The following is a 22,453-nucleotide window of genomic DNA, read 5'->3' as shown; positions in this document are numbered from 1 at the left end:
TCTGCGGACCCTCCAGGCGGCCTCACGGCGCCGCTGGGCCGTCAGCCACCTGTGGAGGCCGGAATCGCAGCGGTGGGCGCCGAGACGTCCGCGTTCTGAGCGCGCTGACGCAGCAGATGATCCATGAGGACGATCGCCAGCATGGCCTCCGCGATCGGCGTCGCGCGGACGCCGACGCAAGGGTCGTGGCGGCCCTTGGTGATCACCTCCACCTCAGCCCCCGAGCGATCGATACTGCGCCCAGGTAGGCGGATGCTCGAGGTCGGCTTGAGGGCGATGCGCGCGACGATATCCTGGCCGGACGAGATCCCGCCAAGGACACCGCCGGCGTTGTTCGAGAGGAATCCCTCGGGCGTCATCTCGTCACGGTGCTGGGTGCCCTTCTGCTCGACGCAGGCGAACCCGGCGCCGATCTCGACCCCCTTCACGGCATTGATACTCATCAAGGCGTGCGCGATGTCCGCGTCGAGCCGGTCGAAGATCGGCTCGCCCAGCCCAGTCGGCACGCCGCTGGCCACCAGGGTCACGGCCGCGCCGATGGAGTCGCCTGCCTTGCGCAGGGCGTCCATGTAGGTCTCGAGCTCGCCGAGCGTCTCGGCACAGGGCCAGAAGAAGGGGTTGGTCTCGACCAGATCCCAGTCGAGCCCCTGCGGCCGGATGGGACCGAGCTGAGAGAGATGGCCGCGGATCAGGACACCGCACTCCTCGGCGAGATACTTCTTGGCGATGGCGCCAGCCGCGACCCTCATGGCCGTCTCGCGGGCCGAGGAGCGCCCGCCGCCCCGATAGTCACGCACGCCGTATTTCTGGTCGTAGGTGTAATCCGCGTGACCCGGCCGATAGCGCGCCGCGATGTCGGAGTAGTCCTTGGAGCGTTGATCCTCGTTACGGATCAGCAGACCGATCGGCGTCCCCGTAGTCCGCCCCTCGAAGACACCGGACAGGATCTCGACGCGATCGGACTCGCGACGCTGCGTGGTATGGCGCGATTGGCCAGGCTTGCGCCGGTCGAGATCGCGCTGAAGGTCGTCCGCGGTCAGCGCCAGTCCGGGCGGACAGCCATCGACCATCCCGCCGAGGGCGGGTCCATGGCTCTCGCCGAAGGTGGTGACGACGAAGGACTTGCCGAAACTATTCCCCGACATGGTCACTCGACCGGCGGCACGACATCATTGGGATTCAGCCAGGCATTGCCCTTGGCCAGGATGTCACGCGTGAGCGTGCTGGTCGCTTGATGCAGCTTGACCCCGTTGATGAAGTAGTCGTAACGGGCGCTGAGATAGTCGAACTCGGCCTGGAAAAGGTTGCGCTGCGCATTGAGCACGTCGACCTGGGTCCGGGTACCGACCTCGAGACCGGCTTGGGTGGACTCGAGCGCGGAGCGGGCCGAAACGATGGCCGCCTGCCGCGCCTTGACGTCTTCGATGCTGGACAGGATGCCGCGGAAGGCATCCTTCACCTGCTGATCGACCTGGCGGCGTACCTGATCGAGCTGATCCTGTGCCGCGCGGAATCGATAGCCGGCCTCGCGGGTGCGGGAGGCGACGGCCCCGCCCTGGAAGATCGGCACGGTCACGCTCAGACCGACGAAGGCCGTGTCCGAGTCCGAGCCGATCTCGGCGCCGGTGCGCGAGACATCGTAGCCCGCCTGCAGATCCACCGTGGGATAGTAGCCGGAGCGCTCGATCTGGATGTCCCGCTTGGCCGCCGCAGCTGACTCGCTCGCCGCGATGATCCCATAGTTGCTGCGCAGCGCGGTCTCCGCCCAGGCCTTGATGTCGTTGGGCGCCGGGGGCGCCAGGGGGAGCTTGTCTCCCAGGCGCGCCAAGGGCAAGTCGACGGGACCGATAATGGTCCGCAGCGCCTCCCAGGCGTTGCCCAGCGCATTCTTGGCGCTGATCAGCTCGGCACGTGCCCGGTCATAGGCGGCCTGGCTCTCGTTGACGTCGGTGATGGCCACCAGCCCGACCTCGAAGCGCTGCTTGGACTGCTCGAGCTGCCGCTCGTTGGCGCGCAGCAGGGCATCCTGCACCGTCACCGCGTCCGAGGCCCGCAGCACGTCGAAATAGGCCTCGGTGGTGCGCACCATGAGGTCGATCTGGGCGTTGCGGTACTGAGCCTCCGCCTGAGCGATGACATTGTCGGACTTCTTCAGCGTCATCCAGTCGGAGCGGTCGAAGAGCGTCTGACTGACGACAGCCTGCACGCCGCGCGTGGTGTAATCGTCGCGATATGAGTATGAGCCAACGCTCGATTGGCCGCTGGTGTCGACATCCTGATAGTCCAGATCGCCCTGTACGCTCAACGTCGGCAGCAAGAGCGCACGCGCTTGAGGCTTGAGCTCGCGGGTCGCGAAGAGCGTTTGCTCGGACTCGCGCAGGGTCGGGTCGCTCACGACCGCCATGTCGTAGATCTGCAGCAGATCCTCGGCTAGGGCGGTCGACAGGTGACCACAGAGGATCACCAGGATCCAAGCCGTAAGAATTCTCCGCATGGTTTTCTGCTTCCTGAAGTCGAGCAGGCTGAGACAGCCGCCTGCAAAAGCAGGCAGTATAGGGGACAAGAGGGGGGGCCCTCAATCGAGGCGTGCCAGAGCGCGCGGCTCGCCAGAGCGGCGTCTCAGGATCCGAGATCAGTCGGGGAGCGCAGCACCATGGAACGCATTCCGCCCGCTCGGGGGCGCATGGTCCCCAGCGACTTCAAGCCGGCCTGGTGGCTTCCGGGACCGCACCTGCAGACGCTCTGGCCGAGCCTCGCGAGACGCCGCCCGCGGCTGAATCTCACCGCGCGGCGCATCGAGCTCGGCGACGGCGACTTCATCGACTTGGCGGTCGGGCGGAGCCGCGGACCCCGCGTACTCATCCTGCACGGCCTGGAAGGCGGTCTCGACTCCCATTACGCCGGAAACCTGGTCGCGGCCCTTGATCGGGCGGGCTTCCAGCCCCTGTTCATGCACCTGCGCGGATGCTCGGAGGAGCCTAATCGGCTGGATCGCGCCTATCACTCGGGCGCTAGCGAGGACCTCGCGGAGGTTCTCGAGGCTCTCCGCTCGGACGAATCAGGTGAGCCGATCGCCGCCATCGGCTTCTCGCTCGGCGCCAACCTGCTGCTCAAGTACCTCGGCGAAACGCCACGGCCGCGCGTCCGCGCTGCCGTGGCGGTCTCGGCTCCCTTCGTGCTGCGCGACGCCATGCTGCGACTGGATCTGGGCGCTTCCCGAATCTATCGCCGCTATCTACTGAGCAAGCTCAAGGCCGCGCTGAGACGCAAATTCGCGGACCGCCCCTTCCCGTTGCGCATCGACCCGGAAAGGATCGACGACTTCAACACCTTCGACGACCAGATCACGGCCCCGCTCAACGGCTTCAAAGGGGTCTTCGACTACTACAGCCAGGCGAGCTGCCGTCAGTACCTGCCGCGCATCGAGACCCACACCCTGGTCGTTCAAGCGGCGGACGACCCCTTCATGTTCCCGACGACGCTGCCCTGGGAGCATGAGCTGGGGCCGGGCGTGACACTGGAGGTCGCGACACGCGGCGGTCATGTCGGATTCGTTGCGGGCAGCCGCCCTTGGCGGCCGGTCTATTGGCTCGAAGGGAGAATCCTGAGATTCCTCGAGGGACTTGGCCAACCGCGGTGAAGAAGCCCGAGTCGCCGCTCTCGGCCAGCGAGCCTCGCGGCAGCGCCGCTACTTGCCCCAGAGCACGAAGTCCACGTACTGCTTGACCTTCTTGTGCCCGGGCGTGTCGATGGTCGTGAACTGCAGGTTGGTCCGGTAGCCGCCCTTGTTGCGGCGCGACCGCAGCACGCGCGCATAGACCTCCACCGGCTTGTCGGAGCCAAGCTCTGGGGACAGCGACATCAGGATCTCCGAATAGGCCGGCAGGATCATGGGCAGATCCGCGCTCATGCCGTAGTAGCCCAGATCGTTCACCTTGCCCACATAACGCTCGGCATGGATGCGCTTATCTTCGACACGCCGGAAGACGACGGGGAAATCGACCAGGATGCGCGGCGACTTGCGGACCTCGATGGTGGGCACCGCCATCAGTTTCGGATGCGTCACGGCCTTCAGCTCGTAGAGCTTGACCGGTGTCGAGCGCCCCTTGACCATAACCTCGTTCACCGCACCGACCTCGATATGGTCCCGCGCGGCTTGATAGGTCTGCTCGCTCATCAGAATCTGGCCACGCAGCGCATAGGACTCGATCCGCGCCGCCAGATTCACCGGCGCGCCGATGACCGTATATTCGTGGTAGAGACTGGAGCCGAAGCTGCCGGCCATCACCTCGCCCGAGCTGACGGCGATCCCCGCATAGAGCCTCGGCTCCCCCCGCGCCTCGCTGTGCCGATTGAGGTCGGCCATCGTCTGCTGCATCTCGACCGCGCACGTCAAGGCACGCAGCAAGTCGTCCGGGCGCCGCACCGGAGCACCGAACAAGGCCATGACCGAATCGCCCATGAACTTGTCGATCACGCCGCCATACCGCTCGACGACCTGCGACATCAACGAAAAGAATCGGTTCAGCATATCCGCCATCTGGATCGGCGGCAGCGACTCCATCAAGGCGGAGAAGCCGCGCAAATCCGCGATGAGGATGGTCGCTTGGGTGCCAATGATGGGATGTGACTTCTGCATCAATGATTCGACCTGTGCGCCTAGCCGCTCGCTCAACGTCGCCTCCAATCGCCCGGCGGCGGCTCTTCCGTAGACCTCTTCGACGACCCCGGCCACCCCGGCTAGGAGTAACTGCTTATCTTTGTGCTGCATGACCGCGAGGCATTCCGTCCGGCAAGAAATTGACATTCTTCATGGGTTTTTCGGCGGTTTCGCAGGAAACTTGATCACCTTATGGGCAGCTTGCAACTACTTCCTTAATTCGGCACCCCAGCCAGCGAGAGACAACGCATGGATCGTTTTACACGAAATTACAGTATTTTGCTCGGTATAGCCGTCATCATCGGGCTATTCTTCTGGGCTCAGTCAGTCTGGCAGCCCAAGGTCTGGGAGCTCGACGAGGTCTTGACCTCAGACCCCACTCTGATCGACTACCCTTATCAGTTCCGCGTACGAAGCTTCGAGGACGGTACTGCCGTCATCTCCACCCCCAGATCCTTCGACATCCCGGCGATTCGCTTCCTCGAGATCATCCATCCCAAGCTCGCTGGCAAGGCCCAGGACGACCCCGAGATGATCGCCGCCCAACAAGACCTCATCGACCACCAGAAACGGGCCATGGGGCTCATCCTCGCGCAGGATGGTGTCGACAGGGTCGACTGGCAGCTCGATACGCAATGGCTCGCGGATCGCGGCGTGCATCGCTGATTCTTCAGGAAGCCCCCAGCCGCCAGCTTCATCGCGGCTGGGGGCTCCGCCTCGGGCACATGCCGTGCATCGGCCCGGCCCGTGCTAGCCTTCGCATCCTTTACGGCTCACGTTGCTGCCTCTAGGCTGAGGCGAAGGCGGATTTCCTCACCAGAACCGCAAGAAATCGCACCCAGGGCTCGGCTATGATGCGCCGGCCTGGCGCGTGCCGTCTCGAGCAAGACCACCGCCAAGGCATCACACCAGCCGCCGAGAGTCTGGAGCCAAGCACCCAGCCTCCACCAGACAGCCTGAGCCGGAGGTCCCAAATGAAGCCCAGCGCACAGCCAAGAGAGCCCCAGACAGCGGGCATCCATCAGCGCCGACACCACCTCTACAACATCCTCGCCTGGATCTGCTTCGGGCTTGGTGTCATCGGCATCCTGCTGCCGCTGATGCCCACCACCGTCTTCTGGATCTGCGCCGCCTGGCTGTGGCTGCGCAGCCGCCCGCACAGGGTTCAATTCCTGGTCGGTCACCCGCGCTTCGGCGAATCGATCCGACGCTTCCTGGAGCGTGGCGAGATCTGCCGGACCGGCAAGAAGGCCGCGGTCCTCGGCATGGCGGGAAGCCTCTCGATCTGGCTCCTGGTCTTCTCCCCAGGCTGGCCGCTGAGCCTGCTGGTCGGCGCAATCTTGGCAACGGTCGCGACCTGGATCGCTAGGCGCCCGGAAGGGCCGCCCAAGTCGACGACCAGCGTCGCGGTCAGGCTAGATCCCGGGAGCTGGAACAGCCCTGCCTCGAAACCCGCCGCCAGCCGATCACGCTAAGCCATGCCGACCTTCATCCTAGCCGACAATGGCTCGAAGCGACCCGAGTCGACAGTCAATCTCAGACGACTCGCGGCGGCTCTGTCGCAGCGCGCCAGCGCGCAAGTCCATCCCGTCTCACTCCTGCACTCGAACCGCATTCCAGCCGATCACCTCGATGGCCGGCCGGCGGAAACCCTGGAGCCCGCACTGCGGCGATTGGTGAGCGAAGGGCATCGAGCGCTGGTCATCATCCCGCTCTTCTTCGGCCCGAGCCGCGCGCTCAGCCAGTTCGTGCCGGAGACGGCGGCGCATGTCGCGGGCGACCTTGACGCATTCTCCCTGCACGTCGCCCCACCGCTGTGTCCCCTGCCAGCGGGCGAGCCCAGGCTCGTCGACATCCTCAAGGAGAACTTGCAAAGCACGGGCGCGGCGAACAGCACGGCGCCGCAACGCCTGATTCTGGTCGATCATGGCTCGCCCATACCTGAGGTCACGGCCGTGCGCCGTTGGCTCGCGGATCGGCTGCAGGAGCGCCTGGGTTCCGGGGCGCGTCTCGAGCAGGCCGTCATGGAGCGCCGCGAAGGACCTGAGTACGACTTCAACGGGCCCTTGCTCGAAGATCTGCTCGGACGGCTTGCGGAGGAGGATGCAACGCGGCCCGTCAGCCTATCCATGCTCTTTCTCTCCGCCGGCCGCCATGCGGGACCCGGTGGAGACATCGCGGAGACCCGCGAGCGCGTCATGGCACGCCACCCCGGCCTCCAGGTCCATGTCTCGCCCCTCGTCGGCGATCACCCGGGGCTCGTCGACATCCTGCACTCGCGGATCGAGGAGAGCCATCGCTGGCGAAAGATCACCCCAGCTGCCGGCTGATGTCCAGATAGGCTCGATAGCAGCGCCATTGCATCCAGGCCAGCAAGGAGGCCGCCGCGATCAGTCCTGCGCCGCCGGCCCGCGCCAGGTAGGCGCCCCAGGGCTGACCCGCTGAGAAGCCGGCGGCCGTCAGCAGGACCAGCATGGCGGCGAAGGTCCCGAACTGAGCCTGGGCGACGCCGTCCGGCATGAAGACCTGCATGTGCGGCAGACGGACATCGAAGCGCCGCGCGGTCACCTGACGGTGCTGGAGGTGAAACCAGCTCAAGAAGGGCATGATCTTGAAGAGCATCCCGGTGGGCAGCCCGACGCCAATCCCCGCGAGCAAGAGGACACCCAGGACCTCACCTCGCCCGTCCAACAGCCAGAGAGCGGACGACAGCAGGATCAGCCCCATCGACGACCACCAATAGAGCAAGGTGGTATCGACCCGAGGGCGCTCACGGCGGCGCTGCAGCACAAGGGTGACGACCGCGAATGCACCAAGCGCCAGAATCGCCGGCAAGAGCGCCCAGACCGCAAGCCCGACGTTGCCCAGCCCCACCAGCGTCGTCGACGCCAGCAGCGCCGCCAGCACCAGAGGTGCCGCCAGCCGCGTCAGCCAGCGCGGATAGGCCGGCGTCACATGAAACATGGGCACCACTTGGTAGCCGACCCCGATAATGAGCATGCCGACCCAGCCGAGCAAGGCCCAGCTCAAGTGCAGATCCACCCAGCCCGCGAGGCCGGGAATCCTCGCCCCGAGCACCCCCGCGAGCACCACCAGCCCGAAGACCAGGGTCATGACCAGGCCGGCTAGTGCAAAACGCATGGCGCGCAGCGTCTGAGGCACGCCACGCGCCCGAGTCAGCGCGACGCCCACCGCAACGACAAAGGCGGCGAGCCCGAGACCGAGCAGCAACCCGCCCAGCATCAGCCAGGCCCGACCATTCGAGTACAGCCCCCAGCTGAGCGTCAGGCATCCCAGCACCAGCGCGAGCTGGGTTAGACGGCCGACCCAGACCACCCGAGGCACCGGCGCGCCGGCGAGCACAGAGAGCATCTGGAAGAGCGCACCGCACATGACCTGGGTCAGAAAGCCCAGGGCCAGCAAGTGGGTTACGGCCAGCGCGGGCGCCGACCAGCGCGAGATGAGCACCACATCGCCGTCCCACAGCAAGACGGCACCGGCGAGGGCCGCGAAGAGCGGCGCGACGCGAAAAAAGGCGAAGGGCACCTGAATGGGCGGCGCCTGGTCCAGGCTCAGTCCCGCGGTATTCAGCAAGGCATTCCCCTGGAGAGCTCGTCCTCGGTGGGCGGATGCTCGCTGGCCCAGATCAGGATCTCGAAACGCTCGTCCGCGCCCTCCGTGCGCCAGCCGTAGCCCATCCGTTTGAGCAGGTCGTAGAGCGGAAAGGGCTCGCGCCGATGCAGAACCCAAAGGCGCTCGGTGCGGGGCATATCGGCCAAGGCGTCGAGAACCTGCTCGAGCGGCTCGGGCGGCGCAAGCCGGCGAACATCCAAGACCCGCGGCGCCATGCCCTACTCCGCCGGCAGCTGTGACGCGATCCGCTCCCCCGCCTCGCGCAGCGCACCGTCGGCCATGGGATAGAGCACGGTCTCCTCCTTATAGTTGTGCTGCTGCACCAGGAAATGCAGCGTCTCCAGGATGCCGGTACACGCCTGCTTATCGCGCGACTCCACCGCCGCGCGGAGGTCATCGAGAAGCGCGCGCATCTGCGCATGCTCCGAGCACATCACCTCGATCGGACTGGATGCAGGCTGAAAGGCCTTGGCCAACTGCGGAAACAGCTGCTCCTCTTCGACGCGGAAATGCTCCCGCATGGCGGCGAGCAGACCCTCGGCCGAGGTGGCGATCGCCGGCCAATCCCCGGCCTCGACCCGCGTCTCGGCGGCCGCGAGCAGGTGATCGCAACGGTGGTGGTCATGCGTGAAGGAATCTTTGATGACAGAAGACATTGCGGAAGACGACCCCGGAACGAAAAAAGATGGACGGATTCTGCTGACGGCATAGCGCCGCGGCCTTGACTTGAGTCATGGCCGCGGCGCCAGAAGCCCATGTCTCATCAAGCGTGGAAGGACCGCCCTCAAAGCCAGAGGCTCAGTCTGGGCTCCAAGGGCGCTCCTCGCTCTCCTGTCCTCGGCGGCCCTTCCTCGAGCGCGGCGGCTCCTTCGACTTGAGGCGCTCGCGCCACAACTGCGGTTGCGAGAAGCCCTGCCAGCCCCAGCGCAGCCAGCCCAGGAGACGGAAGGCGAGCCACAGCGCCCAGGCCAGCATGAGGGCGCGATAGACCCACATGGGCGCGGAGAGCACCCAGACGTCCGGCAGCAGCGGCCCAGCCCGATCCTGGTACCAGCTCAAGAAGCGCCCGGAGGAGCCGTTGCCGACGATCTGCATGTCGGGACTCCCCAGCAGCCCCTGCTGCACCGCCCCGACCAGGGCGCTGAGCGCCAGGATGGTGAGCAAGGCTAGGCCAGTCTGGGTGAGATTGAACCGCCAAGGCGCCGTGGTCTCGTCCAGGCGCCGCCGCAGACCCAGGGCGAAGAGCCAACCGGCCACCAGCAGCACCACCCAGACCTGAGCCAGTGTCAGACCGATGCTCAATAGCAGCCAGTCATGCGCGCGCAGGGGCGTCAGCCGGCTGCGGCCGAGCACGAGTGCGAGCCCGGCCATGACGATGAGCACACCCCAGAAGAGCACCGCTGGTCCGACCTCCGGACCAGCGACGAAGAGCGCCCAGCGTCCGGGCGGCAGGGTCAGGCTCTCCGAGACATTGACCGCCGTGGTCCCGAGGTCCGGCACGCGCGGCTGGAAGCTGGCCGTGAGCGCCTGATCGCTGTGCCAGCGCATCCGTACCTGCTGCGCGCCCGGTACTAGCGGGACCTCGATCTCCGCGGTCTTGGCCGGCAATGGGAGACGGCGCCCGTCGATGGCGATCTCCCGCAGCTCCGCGCCCTCGGGCAGGCGAATCCCATGCCGGCCGCCTTGGCTGCTGCGCGCGCTCAGCTCCAGAGTCGCGTCCGAGCCCCGCCGACCGGGCTCGACCCGGTAGTCCACACGGTCGATGGTCAGCGTCGGCCCAGGCACCGCCTCCGGACGGGTGAAGTGCAGCTGCAGCCTCTCCCCGGGCAGCGGGCGCCAGCTCGGCAGCCAGCGGTTGGCATCGCCGCGCTGATGGACCGGCGCAATGCCTTGGGTCTCGACATGCCACAGGGTGCTCAGGTCCAGCTGCCAAGATTCAGTGAGACGCCGATCGCGCGTCGCCTCCAGCTCGAGATCCGAGACCGGCTCCAGACTCGAGACCCAGCCGGCCTCTATCTGACCAGGCGCCAGCGCCACTTTCACCAGCTCGGCGTCCACCTGCACCCCAGGGGTCTGGACGCGCTCACCCGGCAGCAGCGCAACCGGCAGCAGCGCGGGGAAGTCGCGCGAGGACAGACGTCGAATCCGTGTCTCCACGCGCCAATCCACGCCGATGCGCAGCTGTCGCTCCACCAGCAGCAGGGTCGGCAAGGCGGTCTGGACCAAGGGCTGCTCGATGGCATCCTGGCTCTCGGCAACCCGCAAGAGCTGGATCTGCTGGCCCGGACGCCCGCCTTCGTCCAGCCCCTCGATGCGCCACCCTTCCGCCCCTGAGGTCACCAGCCGCGGCGCCAGCGGAAGCGGGATATCCACGCTGCTGGCCTGCGGCAGGGCGCCGCTCAGGACCACAAGGTGACGCCCCGCCGGGATGGGCACCAGCAAACCGCCGTCCTGAGCCCGCCCGAGCTGGTCGATGGCTTTCCCGTCCAGGCTCAGCTCGACAGGCGACCAGCCGCCAAGACCGCCGGGGACAGGTGCAGCCAGGCCGACCATGGCGTCCAGCGTCAGCTCGAGCGTCAGACGGTCGGGCTCGGCGCGAATCTCCAGGCGAGGCAGATCGAGACACTGGGGCAGACACTCAGGCGGCCGCAGCAGACGCTCGCGCAGCTCCTGAAGCAGCTCGGGCGACGGGAAGTCCTGGGCTTGCGCCGGGCCAGGCTGGGCCAGCGCGGCCAAGCCGCACGCCATGAGCACCGCCGGCAGGCCCGCCGCCCGACCGGGCGCGCGAAGCACGCCGGCCAGGCGCAGCGCCAGCAGCACGACCAGCAGACTCCCGACGAGTGAAAGCACGAGATTCCCGGTCGGATCGAGCAGCCACAGGCGCGCCTGCTCGGCCTCGTCGACCGGCCCCTTCCAGACGAGCTCGAAGGACTTGAACTGCCAGGTGGGAATCCCCTGGCCGGTCTGTACCTGGGCCTTGGGGTCGAGCCTCTCCAGGGGACTGGGCGCAGGCGCCAGGGGGCGCGATAGCGGCGCCTCGACACGACGCTTGGCGAGGCTCGGCTCAGCCTCGGCCGCGATCTCATCCGCCATGTAGCCTGACGCCGCGAGGCTTCCCATACCAGTCGCCTCGCCACCGGCCTGATGCCAGCTGGCAGCACCGCCACCGCCCCAGGCCGCACGATCCAGGTGTGGATAGAGGCCGCTACGGACCTCGGTCACCAGGAAGGGCAGACCGATCACCAGCAGGGCCACCAGACTCAGCCGCCGGTACCAGAGCACCAGCCAGCGCAGGCGCGCCAGCCCGGTCTGCTCAGGCTTCTCGGGGAGCAGACGCAGCAGGGCGGCCGCCACTAGCACATGCAGCCAAGCCAGCTGAGGCGCGCTTGGTGCCTGCCAGGTCAGTGCCAGCGCCGCCAGCGCCAGCCCGCCCCAGGGCCAGCCCCAGATGCGGCCGACACCCATGGTCAGAATGAGTACGAGGAAGAGGTCGAGCAGGGTCCAACGATAGAGCCAGCTGCCCGGGAGATTGTCGACGCCGGAGATGGCGAGCAGGTCCCACCCGGGTGGCAGGTGGAGGCGGCTTCGGGATGCCTCCAAAGGCATCGCCCAGCCCGAGGCAGGCACGCGGCCTGGGTCGGATTCGAGACGCCCGTCCACGACCAGATCGAGCCTTCCCTGGCGCACCTCGACCCCCGAGGCGGGCGCGTCCCCCAGCCGGGTGATGAGCTGGGGCACCCCGTCGATCCGCACCTGCCCGAGCTCTAGCCGCCGAGTCGCCTCCAGGCGGGAGCTGCGCGTGAGCTGGCCGCCGATGCGGTCGCGAACGCTATAGCCCTCGCCGTCGAAATCCAGCCACAGCTCGCGCGACAGCTCGAGCCGATCCGGCTCGGGGTCCGCGTCGCCGCGCCGCTGCTGGACCAAGCGCATGCGATCCCCCGCAGCGACCAGATAGACGGGCAGCTTGGCCCAGTCCGGCGGCAGGCGCGTCTGCCTAGGATCGATGGGCGTGACGCCGCCGATCTCGACCTGGCGCAGCTCGGGATGACGCTCGAAGGCCCAGACCTCGGTCTCCGGCCAGTGCTCCGTCAGCGGACCAGGCGACAGCTCGGTGACATCGCCGACGTGATAGCTCGTCGTCGCCAGCTGCCAGCGCCCGGGCCGCACCTGTGCCCTCAAGACGCCGTCGGGCTCCAGACGCGCCGGCAGCTCGCTGGCGAGACTGAGCGGGATGCCGCCGGCGAGCGTGACGGGGCCGAGCTGGACCTCGCGCGCGCGCCCCGACACCTCCATCTCCAGCCGCGTCCGCACCCTCAGTGGCATGAGATCCTCGATCAGCCGATAGACCTCCAGGCGTAGTGCATCGCCCTCGGCCGCGCCGGCGGCCTGCCCCGGCTCGCGCAGCCAAAGCCGGCCGTCGCGCCCCAGCCTGGGCATTGGCTGGACTTGGCCGTCCAGACTCAGATCGACGAGTCCGACCTCCTTCGGCAGAACCAGCGACTCGGGTCGCTGGCTCCATCTGAATCCGCCGCTCAGGGCGTGGCGGCCCGCAGGGAGCCGAACGACCGGATGCCCGTCCCGCCAGACGACGGGCACCGCGGCAGCACCGGCTCGGGCGTCCAGTGGCCAGGTCTCCGCATCGCCGGGGAGCGGCACCCAATCCTCCGCATAGAGCCGCCAGGACTGCTCGAAACGGCCGCCCGCGGCATCCAGCTCCAGCCGCAAGCGCCCGGGCCAGGCGCAGATCCGCGCGCCCTCGGGACCCGAGATGGGACAGGCCCGCCGGTCCTCGCCCTCGGGGTCTTGCTCCAGCACCCAGGTCGCCCAGGGACGCAGCGCAGGGGGAATCGCGACCTCGGTGGTCTGAGCAGAAGGCGATTCGGCCCCCACTGGCGGGGCAGCGTCCTGCCCCTTGGCCGGAGCCGCGATTTGAAGCAGAGTTAGAAGCATGGCCCCACACCAGGCCAGCAGGTCCTGGCGAGATCCCGGCTGCAGCGATGCGTGCGAAGCAAAATCGCGAGACATGAAGACGCGAGACATAAGATTGGCCTCCCCTGGCGAGCCGGTCGCGCTATGTTGGATCCGCCACGAAGCCGGCGCAAGCCAGGCTTGAGTCCGGCGCAACCTCATCCGTCACGAATCCCCGAGGATCCACAGCCCAATGTCGAGCGCTGCCCTATTCCCCCGAGCCTGTCTGACCCTCCTGATCGCCGCGCTACCGCCTTGGTGCCTAGCCGCGGATGACATCCCCAGCGCGACGGACGCCTGCGCACCTGGTGAGAAGGAAACCACGCCCTCGGAAGGTTTTGGCTTGTTGGAGGATGGCGCGGTGATCCGGCACGAGGAGACCACACTGGAGTGGAGACGCTGCGCCGAGGGACAACGCTGGGAAGCCGAGGCGAACGGCTGCCGAGGACGGGCCAAATCCGTCTCATGGGAGAAGGCGCGGGAGCTTGCGGAGAAAGCGGGGGGAGAGTGGCGCTTGCCGCGCGGCGAGGAGCTGCTGACAATCGTCGAGCGCTGCCACTTCGGGCCGGCGATCAACCCCCAGGTCTTTCCCAATACCCCGTCGGGTCTCTTCTGGTCGTCATCCACGGACACCGGCGGCCTGGATCGCGCCTGGTGCGTCAGCTTCTTCGGGGGGCAGTACTATCGGGCCGGCAAGACGCAGAGCGGTCGCGTCCGCCTGGTCAGAGGCGAGATGAAGCAGGCTCAAGAGCCCTAGGTGCAAAGGCTACCAGGGGCGATACTCGAGGCCGGGGATGGCCTCGCGGTCGAACACCTCGGGAAGCTCCATCATCAGCCCCTTGAGCTCGTCGATGCTGAGATAGCGGCCGTAAGAGGCCTTCGCGGCATCGATGGGAAGCTCGACCCAGTAACGTCCCCCAGCGGGCTCGCAGAGCACCTGCAAGACATTTTCCTGGGCATCGATGATCCCCAGATAATCGTCCTCGGTCTGGAGCCTCGGTAGCAGCTGCTCACAGATGGCCTTGGCGCTCATCTCAACGGCGCTGGCCGACGAGAGCGAATCTCCAGAGCGGTCGAATAAGTAAAAGACGCGATAGTGCATAGTCGAGGGTCAAGGCTCCGTAAAGATCGACTCGGTGCATCCTCTAGAGAGACGCTGATCGATCGCTGCTCCCGCTCAAGCACGGGTGACTCGTCACCTTCGAGCCTGATGCGGAAGAGACGTCAGGGCGGTCTCTCATCGACATCTCACTGGCAGACGCATCACAACCGCCGACGCACGGCTTGGCAGCCGCGGATGCAGCATCCCGCCGCGATGGCGGGGCAGGCTGCCGACCAGGGATCCGCAGACAGCGTGCTATGATCCCCGTCTCAGTTGCGGGTGCGATTCGTCCCGAAATCCACCGAAGCTGGCGAGTATAACCCGGAACTCCCCTCCGGATCATAGCGAAAACGGATCACCACGACATGATCCGGCAGAGCCCCGGCGAGCCCGCACATCTTAGGCGCACCGCCGCAACACCGACCCCTGCCCTCGAGAGCCCCTGAGCACGTGTCTGCACAGCCCTCCGCTCCCACCAGTGAATCCGCGATGCGGCGCTTTCGCGCACGCATCTTCAAGCCCGCGGAAGGGGTCTTCCTCTTTCATCCGCGCGCCATGGAGCGTCTCATCGCGGAGCACCTCGAGACGCTGGGACACAGCGGCTCGGTCCCGCCTCTGCCCTATTACCTGATGCCTTGCCCGGATTTCCTGCGCGGGCTGGAGTCGGAGAATCCCGAGGCACTCGCCGTGATCGAGGGCCTGAATCTCCCCGAGCAGATCATCCTGCTGCCCATGCCGGTCGACCTGAGGCCGGACGAGGCCAGCATGACCCGGCTGCTGCGCGACTACTGGGCGCGCCGCTTCGAGGGCGAGATCGGCCGCGCCTGGGACATGGCGCGGCGCGACAACCAAGACCGTGAGACCTATGGACCCGAGGGGCTGCGCGCGCGCATCGGCGACATCGGCTTCGCCGAGATCCGCGAGGTCCTGGAGCGCGACAACGTGCTCCCGGCCGGGCTCGACGACGCCACCCTCTGCCGCGCCTTCGTGGCGCTGGTGACGCGGCTGCGCTACTTCTGTCCCGGAGCCCGCGGCTTCTTCTTCCCCGCGATTCGCGACTGGGGTCAGCTGGACGCCTGGCTGATCGCGAGCGGTCTGGGTCTCCCGCCGCCCAAGCCCAAGGGGCGCCTGCCCCAGCTGCTGGAGCATGCCCGCCCGGAGCAGCGCTGCGGCCACCCGACGCGCTACCCGCTGTTGCCCGAAGCACTGCCCTACGGCTGCTCGGATCCCGATTTTCGCCCGCCCCAGGCCAGGGGCGCCTCGACGGGCTCATCCTGGGACATTGAGGAGGAGCAGCGCCTGGCCGATGCCGCAGGCGACCCGGCGCTCCTCGCGCCGCGGGACAGGGGAGCGCCAGAGGCGCGCTGCCTTGCCGCCCTGCGCCAAGGGCTTCAGCTCCAGCGGACCGGCCTGCGCATCCGCGTCCGCGACTGGCTCCTCGGCGCGCTCGCACCTCTGCTGGAAGTCCTGCTCGGGCTGCGCGTGCTGCCGCGGCGAGGCGCTGCCGCGCCCAAACCGGCGCGCGGTCTCAGGCTCGAGCTCTATCTGCTGCTCTTCAGGCACGCGGTCCGGCGCGCCCAGCGCGCCGAGCTCGCGGACCACTACGCCGCTGCCATCCGCTACCTCGCCGTCGCCGAGCGGCGCTTTCAGGCCATGGGCGAGCCCTGCGCGCCCGAGGCACATCAAGTGCGTGCCGCCCTTGCCCAGCGCAGACTCGGCGCCGAGCAGGCGCTGAGCGATCTGCTCGCAGCCAAATGGAAACTGAGCCCGGAGGATGGCGACGCCCTTGGCACCCTGGTCAAGCGGCTCGGCACGAGCATGCTCGGCTCGCGTGGCGCGCGCACCCGTCGCGCCATCCTCAGGGACCTCGACCGCGTCCTTCACGAGAGCCGCACGACCTACTATCAGCTGCGCCCCTTCGCCGCGCTGATGACGCTCGGACGGCTGCACATCCGCCAGATCCTGCCCTTTCAGGCGAGCCTAAAAGCCCTGCGCGCCCTGGACACGGCGCTGGCCCGCGTCGAGCGCCTCGGCTGGCCCATTGCCGAGCTGGAGCAATCCGCCGCCCCCCTGAGGACACTCTCGAGCCGCATTTCCGACCACCTGGAGCAGCAGCTCAAGCCGCACCTGAGCCGCGCCTTGCGCGACGCCGGCTTCGCGCCCAGCGCCCACCGCGAGGAAGTGGCCTTCAACAAGCTGCTCCATGAGCTGCTGGACGTGATCAGGCACCGGCGCCACCTCAAGTTCACCGACACACGCGACATCGTCGCGCGCAACGTCCTGCGCCTGCCCGACCTCTCGCTGCGAGAGCTGCTGCGCGGCGACCGCCTGGCGCGCTTCGACCGCTGCGCGGCGCGGGCGCTCCCTGGCGTCTACAAGCGCGGCGAGCTCTACATCAAGGGGCTGCAGCAGCTCAGCGCCCCGCTCTTCGGCACCCCGCCAGGCCGGCTCCTGCTGCGCCACCTCATCCTGCCGCTCGGGCTGTCGTTTCTCGGACTCAAGACGCTCGACGTCGTCGTCGCGCTCTTCTCGTCGGGCAAGCCCGACTTTCATTTCGCGGGCCTGCTCCCCGTCACCGGCATTGCGCTGGCGCTCAACGCCATCGCCTACACGCGCATCGGACGCATCGGCGTGCGTGGCCTCCTGCATGGACTCTGGTGGGGACTGCGCCTACTGCTGTTCGACGGGCTGCGCCGCCTCCTCCGCTGGCGCCCAGTCAGCCGCCTGCTGGATACGGAGCTCGTCCGGGGCCTGGACCGCAATCTGCTGCGGCCCTTCTTCATCGGAGCCGTCATCATGCTGCCCGTGCTCGGGCTGGCCAGCCTGATCGAAGGCGAATGGATCCGGCCCAATGTCTCCATGGTCGCGCTGACCCTGGCGCTCGGCGTGCTTGTGCGCAACACGCCGGCCGGCAAGCGCTTCCTGGACGACATGGCGAGCGCCTCCGCCCGCTTCGTGCGCCGACTCAACCAGACCCTGGTGCTCGGCCTGATCAACGAGCTGATGCGCTTCTTCAAAGAGCTGACGCGGCGCTTCCAGCAAGGCCTCCATCGCATCGAGGAGCGGCTCAGTCACTACCTGGGCGAATCAGGACTCCAGCTCGTCCTCAAGTCTCTGCTGGTCCCGGTCTGGCGTCTGCTGGAATCTCTGATCCAGTTCTATGTCACCGTGCTGGTCGAGCCCCAGATCAACCCCATCAAGCACTTTCCCGTGGTCACCATCGCCCACAAGCTGATGCTGCCCTTCCTGCCCCTCATCACGGGCTTCCTGGTGGGCGTGCTGGAGCCGGTGCTGCCCAAGTGGATCGCCCTGCCCTTCGTCACCCTGACGGTGCTGCTGCTGCCGGGCTTGGGCGGCTTCCTGGTCTGGGAGCTGAAGGAGAACTGGAAGGTCTACGCCGCCAATCACGGCGGTCTTCAGCCAGACCTCGGGCTCGGACGCGGCCTCCAGCCCCTGACGCGGGTCGACCTGGCCAAGGCCCCGGTCGAGCCGGCCGTGGTGGGAAGCCATGGCGAGACCCTGCGCAGCTTCCTGCGGCGCGGCTTCCATTCGGGCACCCTGCCCAAGGCATTCGATCGCCTGCGCGGAGTGCTGCGTGCACAGATCCGCAGCGAGGTGGAGACACCGCACAGGGTGCGCGACGCCCAGCGGCACCTGGCCGAGATCGAGCACATGGTTCTGCTCCTCTGCGACCGTGAGCTGGGCTATGCCCTGAGACTGCGCTGCCAGGACCCGGGATGCAGTCTGGCGCGTATCGAGACGGGCCGCCCACGGCTCTCAACGGCCTGCTTCGAGCTCACGCTGACCCTTGAGACAAAGGGCAAGCCGGAGCCAAAGACGCTCCGGCTCTGGCTGCGCATCTGGCTGCTCGAGCCCGAGCTCCATCTGCGCGCCGAGCTGACTGGCCCCAGCGACGCCCTCGGCGAGCGCTGCCGCGGCTTCATTCGCGAAGACCTGGAGGTCTTCAGCGGGCGCGCCGGGGCGACCCAAACGGCTATCGAAGTCGGACTCTGAGGAAAATTGCGCGTCGTCCGCGACGATGACGCGCGCCATCCGCCCAGCGAAGCCGCTGAATCTCGGGCCGACGGCACGAGAGGCCGGAGGAGATCTCGGCGGCCGCCGTGCCGATGGCATCCGACGCCTCTAGGATGGAGTAGAACAAGCAGGCGTGTCTTATAATTCGTCGGTAACTGTTACGAAGCGGTAACCCACTGTATCCGCAGCGGAAGATTGGAGTAACTGTTTCCTACCAGCTCAAGAGGGGGCGGGCGTCGCGGGAGCACGGCGAAACGAACCAACCTATCTACAGCCGACGCATGGAGACTGCAAAACGCGGTTACCGGCCGATCGAGCCGCTTCGCTGAGTGACGGCTGCGCCCCATTACCGGTCGCCGGCGTCTGGGGGCTCAGCGCCCGGAGTCGGCCAGGAGCGGTCACCGAGCCGAACCGCTCCAGTGGCCGGTAAGCATCGGAAAGCTGTCACTAGCTACAGCGACCTCGGCGGTCGTTCCGGCCCATGACCGGCCACTTGGCCAAATCGCTCAAGCGGCATGTAAACTCAGCTAAGCAGCCGCTCGCGGCGCCTAACTTGGCGGTCGTTCCGCCCTGCGAGCGGACGCTCTTACCAATCCGGATTGTCCTGTTCAAAGCGCTAGAACAGGCAGCTCATTCCGTTTCAAGGGGTGTTTCCGCAATGTCGCGAAAATCCGTGAACTGTGATATCAACGAGAGTAAGCGTTCAGAGACCCCCCTCTTGACCGGCAGCCCCCGCTCGGATCAGGATGTTCGCGCCAGTCACCGCACCACCATCCCGCGCCCCTGACCGATGCACCTGAGCGACCACAGCCTCAACCAGCTTGACGAAGCCTACGTCCAGAGCCTGGACGAGGGTCAGCTGCGTGGTCTGTCGCTACGGCTGTTGGACGACCTGAAGGAAGCGCGCGAGCGATTGCGGCAGAACCCCAGTAACAGTTCTCGTCCGCCGAGCAGTCGTGCGCCTTGGGATCGCCCGTCGTCGGATGAGGATGAGACGGATGAGACGAGCCCCGAGGCGACCACCGCGGCGGACGACGCCGACGAGCCGCCCGAGGAGACAAGCGCCGAGGCAGACTCATCGGCGCAGGCGCCTGCCGCGTCCTCCGATGCGGCGCCCGCCTCGGCCGACACCGACAAGCCAAAGCGCAAAGCCGGCAAGCAACCCGGCGCGCCGGGTGTCGGCCGCACCCAGGTTCTCAAGGCCCAGCGCACGCGCGAGCATCGTCCCGAGGTCTGCGCGGCGTGCGGCGAGGCCCTGCCGGCAGAGGCGGCGAGTGTCGCCTACGCGGGCTTCCAATCGGTCGATCTGGTGTGGGGCGATCCCGAGCAACCGGGTCTGCACCTGCAGGTCACCGACCATCGTCTCTTCGACACCCGCTGTGCCTGCGCTCACCATACCCGCGCCCGCCCTGGTGAAGGCCAGGTCGAGGATCCGACCCTGCAACCGGCGGCGTTGAGCGAATGGCGTCTGGTCGGGCCAGGACTGGCGACGCTGATCGTCGCGCTGCACCTGCGCTTTCGGATGTCGCGCCGGCGCATACGCGAGTTTCTCCACGACTGGCTCGCCTTGAGCGTGAGCGTGGGCACCCTGGATCAAACCCTGCGCGAGGCCGCCGCGGCCGTCACGCCGCTCGAAGCCGAGCTGATCGACGCCGTCGTCGCCAGCGACCTTCTCCATGCCGATGAGACCTCCTGGTGGCAAGGCGCCGAGCTGCTCTGGCTGTGGGTCTTCACCAGCACCACCGTCACCCTCTTCATGGTCGCCCAGCGTGGGCGCGCGCTGCTCGATCGCCTGCTGCCAGGCTTCGACGGCTGGCTGATGAGCGATGGCTGGCAAGCCTACCGCCATCTGCCCAAGCGGTTGCGCTGCTGGGCGCACCTCACGCGCAAAGCACAGGGGTTGATCGATAGCGACGATCGCGAGGCGCAAGCCTTCGGGCATCAGGTTCAAGACGCCTTCGATACCCTGATCGGCGCAATCCATGCCGCGCGTGAGGGGCCGCCGGGCGATTTGCCGCGAATCCATGCCGCATTGCTCGCCGAGCTGCACGCCGCCTGCGTGCGTCTGCTCGGGCACCGTCACGCCAAGACGCGCGCCTTGGCCGTCGAGCTGTGGAACGACTGGGAGGCGATCTTCCGGGTGCTGGAGAATCCGCAGTGGCCGCTCACCAACAACGACGCTTATGCCGCGCGCAGCATAAGCGTCGTTGAACTAATCCGCTCCGCGGGGCTTTGCGGACGCTCATCACTCGCCCGCGCCTGACAGCGCTTCCACGCCTCGTCGTCCACACTCGCCATGCCCCAATCGGGGTCGTTGCCAGAGGACCGGACGATGACAGCGTTGCGTCAACGCATGATCGTGGCCATGCAGATGCATGGTTTCTCCCCGCGCACCCATGAGAGCGATCTCGCCGCCGTGCGGGATCTGGCGAAGTTCACCCACCGCGCGCCCGATTGCCTTGCACCGGAGGACTTGCGCGCGTACTTCGAGCACCTGGTGCGCGAGCGTGCACTGGCTCCGGCCAGCGTGCGGCTGTTCTACAACGGCATCCGCTTTTTCTATTTGGAGGTCCTGGACTGGCCCGCGGTGAATCTGGAGGTGACGCTGCCCAAGCGCCCGCAGCGCATCCCGGAGCTGCTCACGCGCGAAGAGGTCGCGGCCATCCTGCGAGCCTGTCGCGATGCGCGCCAGCGCATGATGCTGACGCTCTGCTACGGCTGCGGGCTGCGCCTGAGCGAGGTGCTGGCGGTGCGGGTCGCCGACATCGACGGGGAGCGCCAGCTGTTGCGCGTGGAGCAGGGCAAGGGCGCCAAGGATCGATTCGTTCCACTCTCGCCGACCTTGCTCACGCAATTGCGCACCTACTGGCGCGCCTATCGCCCGAACGCGTGGCTGTTTGCCGGACGTCGCGGCACGGCGCTCTCACCGACCACGCTGCAGAAGGCGTTCACGCAGGCCAAGCAGCGCGCCGGGGTGCACAAGGTCGGTGGCATTCATGGGCTGCGCCATGCCTATGCGACGCATCAGCTCGCGGCCGGCCTACCGGTGCAGCGTCTGCAACGCCTGCTCGGGCATCAGAGCATCCACACCACGCTGCGCTACGTGCATTGGCTGCCCAGTGCCCGTGAGGGCGAAGGGGCGCTGGACATCATCGCCCAGTTGGAGGTGACCCATGACTAAGCCGGCCTCCTTGCAAGCCGTGATCCGCGCCTGTCTCGACGATCTGGCCACCACCCAGACCCTGAGCCCGCGCCAGTGGCAAGTCTGTCACCATGTCCAGGACTGCCGCACCGCCGCCCTCGGCGGCTTGGCGCTGAGCTGCGATCAGTGCGCGGCCGAGGCGGTCTGCTATCACGCCTGCCGCGATCGCCACTGTCCACGCTGTCAGCGCCGAGCGTCCTTGGACTGGTGCGAGAAACAACGCGCGGCGCTGCTGCCGGTGACTTACCACCATGTCGTGTTCACCCTGCCTTCGATGCTCAATGGCTGGGTCGAGGTCCATCCCAAGGCGATCTACGACCTGCTGTTCGAGAGCGTGTGGGCAACCCTCTCGGCCTTCGGGTCCGATCCCAAACGCCTGGATGGGCAACTCGGCATGACCGCAGTGCTGCATACCTGGGGGCAGACGCTGACGCGCCATGTGCATCTGCACTGCTTGGTGCCCGGCGGGGCTTGCTCCGCGACAGGTGAATGGCATCCGGCCAAGAGCACCTATCTGTTCCCAGTCCGGGCGCTGTCCAGACACGTCCGCGGCGGTTTCGTCAGCCGTCTGCGCCGGGCCGTTGAGGCCGGGCGCCTGCCGCGGCTGAGCGACCCCAAGGAGATCGACCGGGTGCTCGACAGCCTGATGGGCACCGAGTGGGTGGTCTACTCCAAGCCCTGCCTGGTGCACACCGAGACGGTCGTGGACTATCTGGGGCGCTACAGCCACCGCACCGCCCTCAGTGACAGCCGCCTGCTCCACTTCGATGGGGACGCCGTTGAGCTGAGCTACAAGGACTACCGCGACGGCGATCGCCGCAAGGTCATGACCCTCTCGGGGCAAGAGCTGCTG

General features: G+C 67.3%; 17 protein-coding genes. 9 read left to right on the top strand and 8 right to left on the bottom strand.

The window, feature by feature from the left end; all coding sequences use genetic code 11:
* Positions 1-41: 41 nt before the first annotated feature.
* Positions 42-1,145: a chorismate synthase gene (gene aroC / locus G3446_RS03130; protein WP_164450949.1), complete on the bottom strand. Its 1,104-nt coding sequence runs from the start codon at positions 1,143-1,145 to the stop codon at positions 42-44.
* A gap of 2 nt (positions 1,146-1,147) precedes the next feature.
* A complete protein-coding gene (locus G3446_RS03125; RefSeq protein WP_164450948.1) occupies positions 1,148-2,494 on the bottom strand; it encodes a TolC family outer membrane protein in 1,347 nt (448 codons plus the stop codon).
* Between the two features lie 159 nt (positions 2,495-2,653).
* Between G3446_RS03125 and G3446_RS03120 the strand changes: the two genes are divergently transcribed.
* Entirely contained in the window at positions 2,654-3,640 is a 987-nt protein-coding gene (locus G3446_RS03120) for a hydrolase (protein ID WP_164450947.1), read from the top strand.
* A 48-nt stretch (positions 3,641-3,688) separates the two neighbouring features.
* On the opposite strand, the gene G3446_RS03115 is transcribed toward G3446_RS03120, so the two are convergent.
* Positions 3,689-4,771, bottom strand: a complete 1,083-nt coding sequence (locus tag G3446_RS03115) for an adenylate/guanylate cyclase domain-containing protein (RefSeq protein WP_164450946.1) — start codon at positions 4,769-4,771, stop codon at positions 3,689-3,691.
* Positions 4,772-4,909: 138 nt separating this feature from the next.
* On the opposite strand from G3446_RS03115, the gene G3446_RS03110 reads away from it, so the two are divergent.
* The 3 genes from G3446_RS03110 to G3446_RS03100 all read left to right on the top strand — a co-directional run bounded on the left by G3446_RS03110 (position 4,910) and on the right by G3446_RS03100 (position 6,990).
* The gene (locus G3446_RS03110) at positions 4,910-5,326 is read left to right on the top strand and encodes a hypothetical protein (protein WP_164450945.1); all 417 of its coding nucleotides are present in this window, start codon (positions 4,910-4,912) and stop codon (positions 5,324-5,326) included.
* Positions 5,327-5,634: 308 nt separating this feature from the next.
* A complete protein-coding gene (locus tag G3446_RS03105; RefSeq protein ID WP_164450944.1) occupies positions 5,635-6,135 on the top strand; it encodes a YbaN family protein in 501 nt (166 codons plus the stop codon).
* 3 nt (positions 6,136-6,138) lie between these two features.
* Entirely contained in the window at positions 6,139-6,990 is an 852-nt protein-coding gene (locus tag G3446_RS03100) for a sirohydrochlorin chelatase (protein ID WP_164450943.1), read from the top strand.
* On the opposite strand, the gene G3446_RS03095 is transcribed toward G3446_RS03100, so the two are convergent.
* The 4 genes from G3446_RS03095 to G3446_RS03080 form a co-directional block, all read right to left on the bottom strand.
* Entirely contained in the window at positions 6,971-8,254 is a 1,284-nt protein-coding gene (locus G3446_RS03095) for a hypothetical protein (RefSeq protein ID WP_164450942.1), read from the bottom strand. The genes G3446_RS03100 and G3446_RS03095 overlap by 20 nt on opposite strands.
* A complete protein-coding gene (locus G3446_RS03090; RefSeq protein ID WP_164450941.1) occupies positions 8,248-8,508 on the bottom strand; it encodes a DUF2249 domain-containing protein in 261 nt (86 codons plus the stop codon). The genes G3446_RS03095 and G3446_RS03090 overlap by 7 nt, the downstream gene beginning before the upstream one ends.
* A gap of 3 nt (positions 8,509-8,511) precedes the next feature.
* A complete protein-coding gene (locus G3446_RS03085; protein ID WP_164450940.1) occupies positions 8,512-8,949 on the bottom strand; it encodes a hemerythrin domain-containing protein in 438 nt (145 codons plus the stop codon).
* A 142-nt stretch (positions 8,950-9,091) separates the two neighbouring features.
* Positions 9,092-13,243, bottom strand: coding sequence for an NnrS family protein (locus tag G3446_RS03080; RefSeq protein WP_164450939.1), 4,152 nt, complete (start codon positions 13,241-13,243; stop codon positions 9,092-9,094).
* Positions 13,244-13,454: 211 nt separating this feature from the next.
* Between G3446_RS03080 and G3446_RS03075 the strand changes: the two genes are divergently transcribed.
* Positions 13,455-14,018, top strand: coding sequence for an Lcl C-terminal domain-containing protein (locus G3446_RS03075; protein ID WP_164450938.1), 564 nt, complete (start codon positions 13,455-13,457; stop codon positions 14,016-14,018).
* A 9-nt stretch (positions 14,019-14,027) separates the two neighbouring features.
* On the opposite strand, the gene G3446_RS03070 is transcribed toward G3446_RS03075, so the two are convergent.
* Entirely contained in the window at positions 14,028-14,363 is a 336-nt protein-coding gene (locus G3446_RS03070) for a hypothetical protein (RefSeq protein ID WP_164450937.1), read from the bottom strand.
* A gap of 450 nt (positions 14,364-14,813) precedes the next feature.
* Between G3446_RS03070 and G3446_RS03065 the strand changes: the two genes are divergently transcribed.
* From G3446_RS03065 to G3446_RS03050, 4 genes are all read left to right on the top strand, one after another.
* Entirely contained in the window at positions 14,814-18,377 is a 3,564-nt protein-coding gene (locus tag G3446_RS03065) for a sulfite exporter TauE/SafE family protein (protein ID WP_342450019.1), read from the top strand.
* 811 nt (positions 18,378-19,188) lie between these two features.
* On the top strand, positions 19,189-20,661 hold the full coding sequence (locus G3446_RS03060) for an IS66 family transposase (RefSeq protein WP_164450936.1): 1,473 nt from the start codon (positions 19,189-19,191) through the stop codon (positions 20,659-20,661).
* A gap of 69 nt (positions 20,662-20,730) precedes the next feature.
* Positions 20,731-21,579: a tyrosine-type recombinase/integrase gene (locus G3446_RS03055; RefSeq protein ID WP_164450935.1), complete on the top strand. Its 849-nt coding sequence runs from the start codon at positions 20,731-20,733 to the stop codon at positions 21,577-21,579.
* On the top strand, positions 21,572-22,453 hold an 882-nt coding region (locus G3446_RS03050; protein WP_164450934.1), incomplete at its 3' end, for an IS91 family transposase. The genes G3446_RS03055 and G3446_RS03050, both read left to right, overlap by 8 nt.

Source organism: Thiorhodococcus minor (assembly GCF_010820565.1).
Lineage (GTDB): Bacteria > Pseudomonadota > Gammaproteobacteria > Chromatiales > Chromatiaceae > Thiorhodococcus > Thiorhodococcus minor.
The sequence above is the reverse complement of the archived record's forward strand: the minus strand, read 5'-3'. Positions and strand labels throughout refer to the sequence as shown.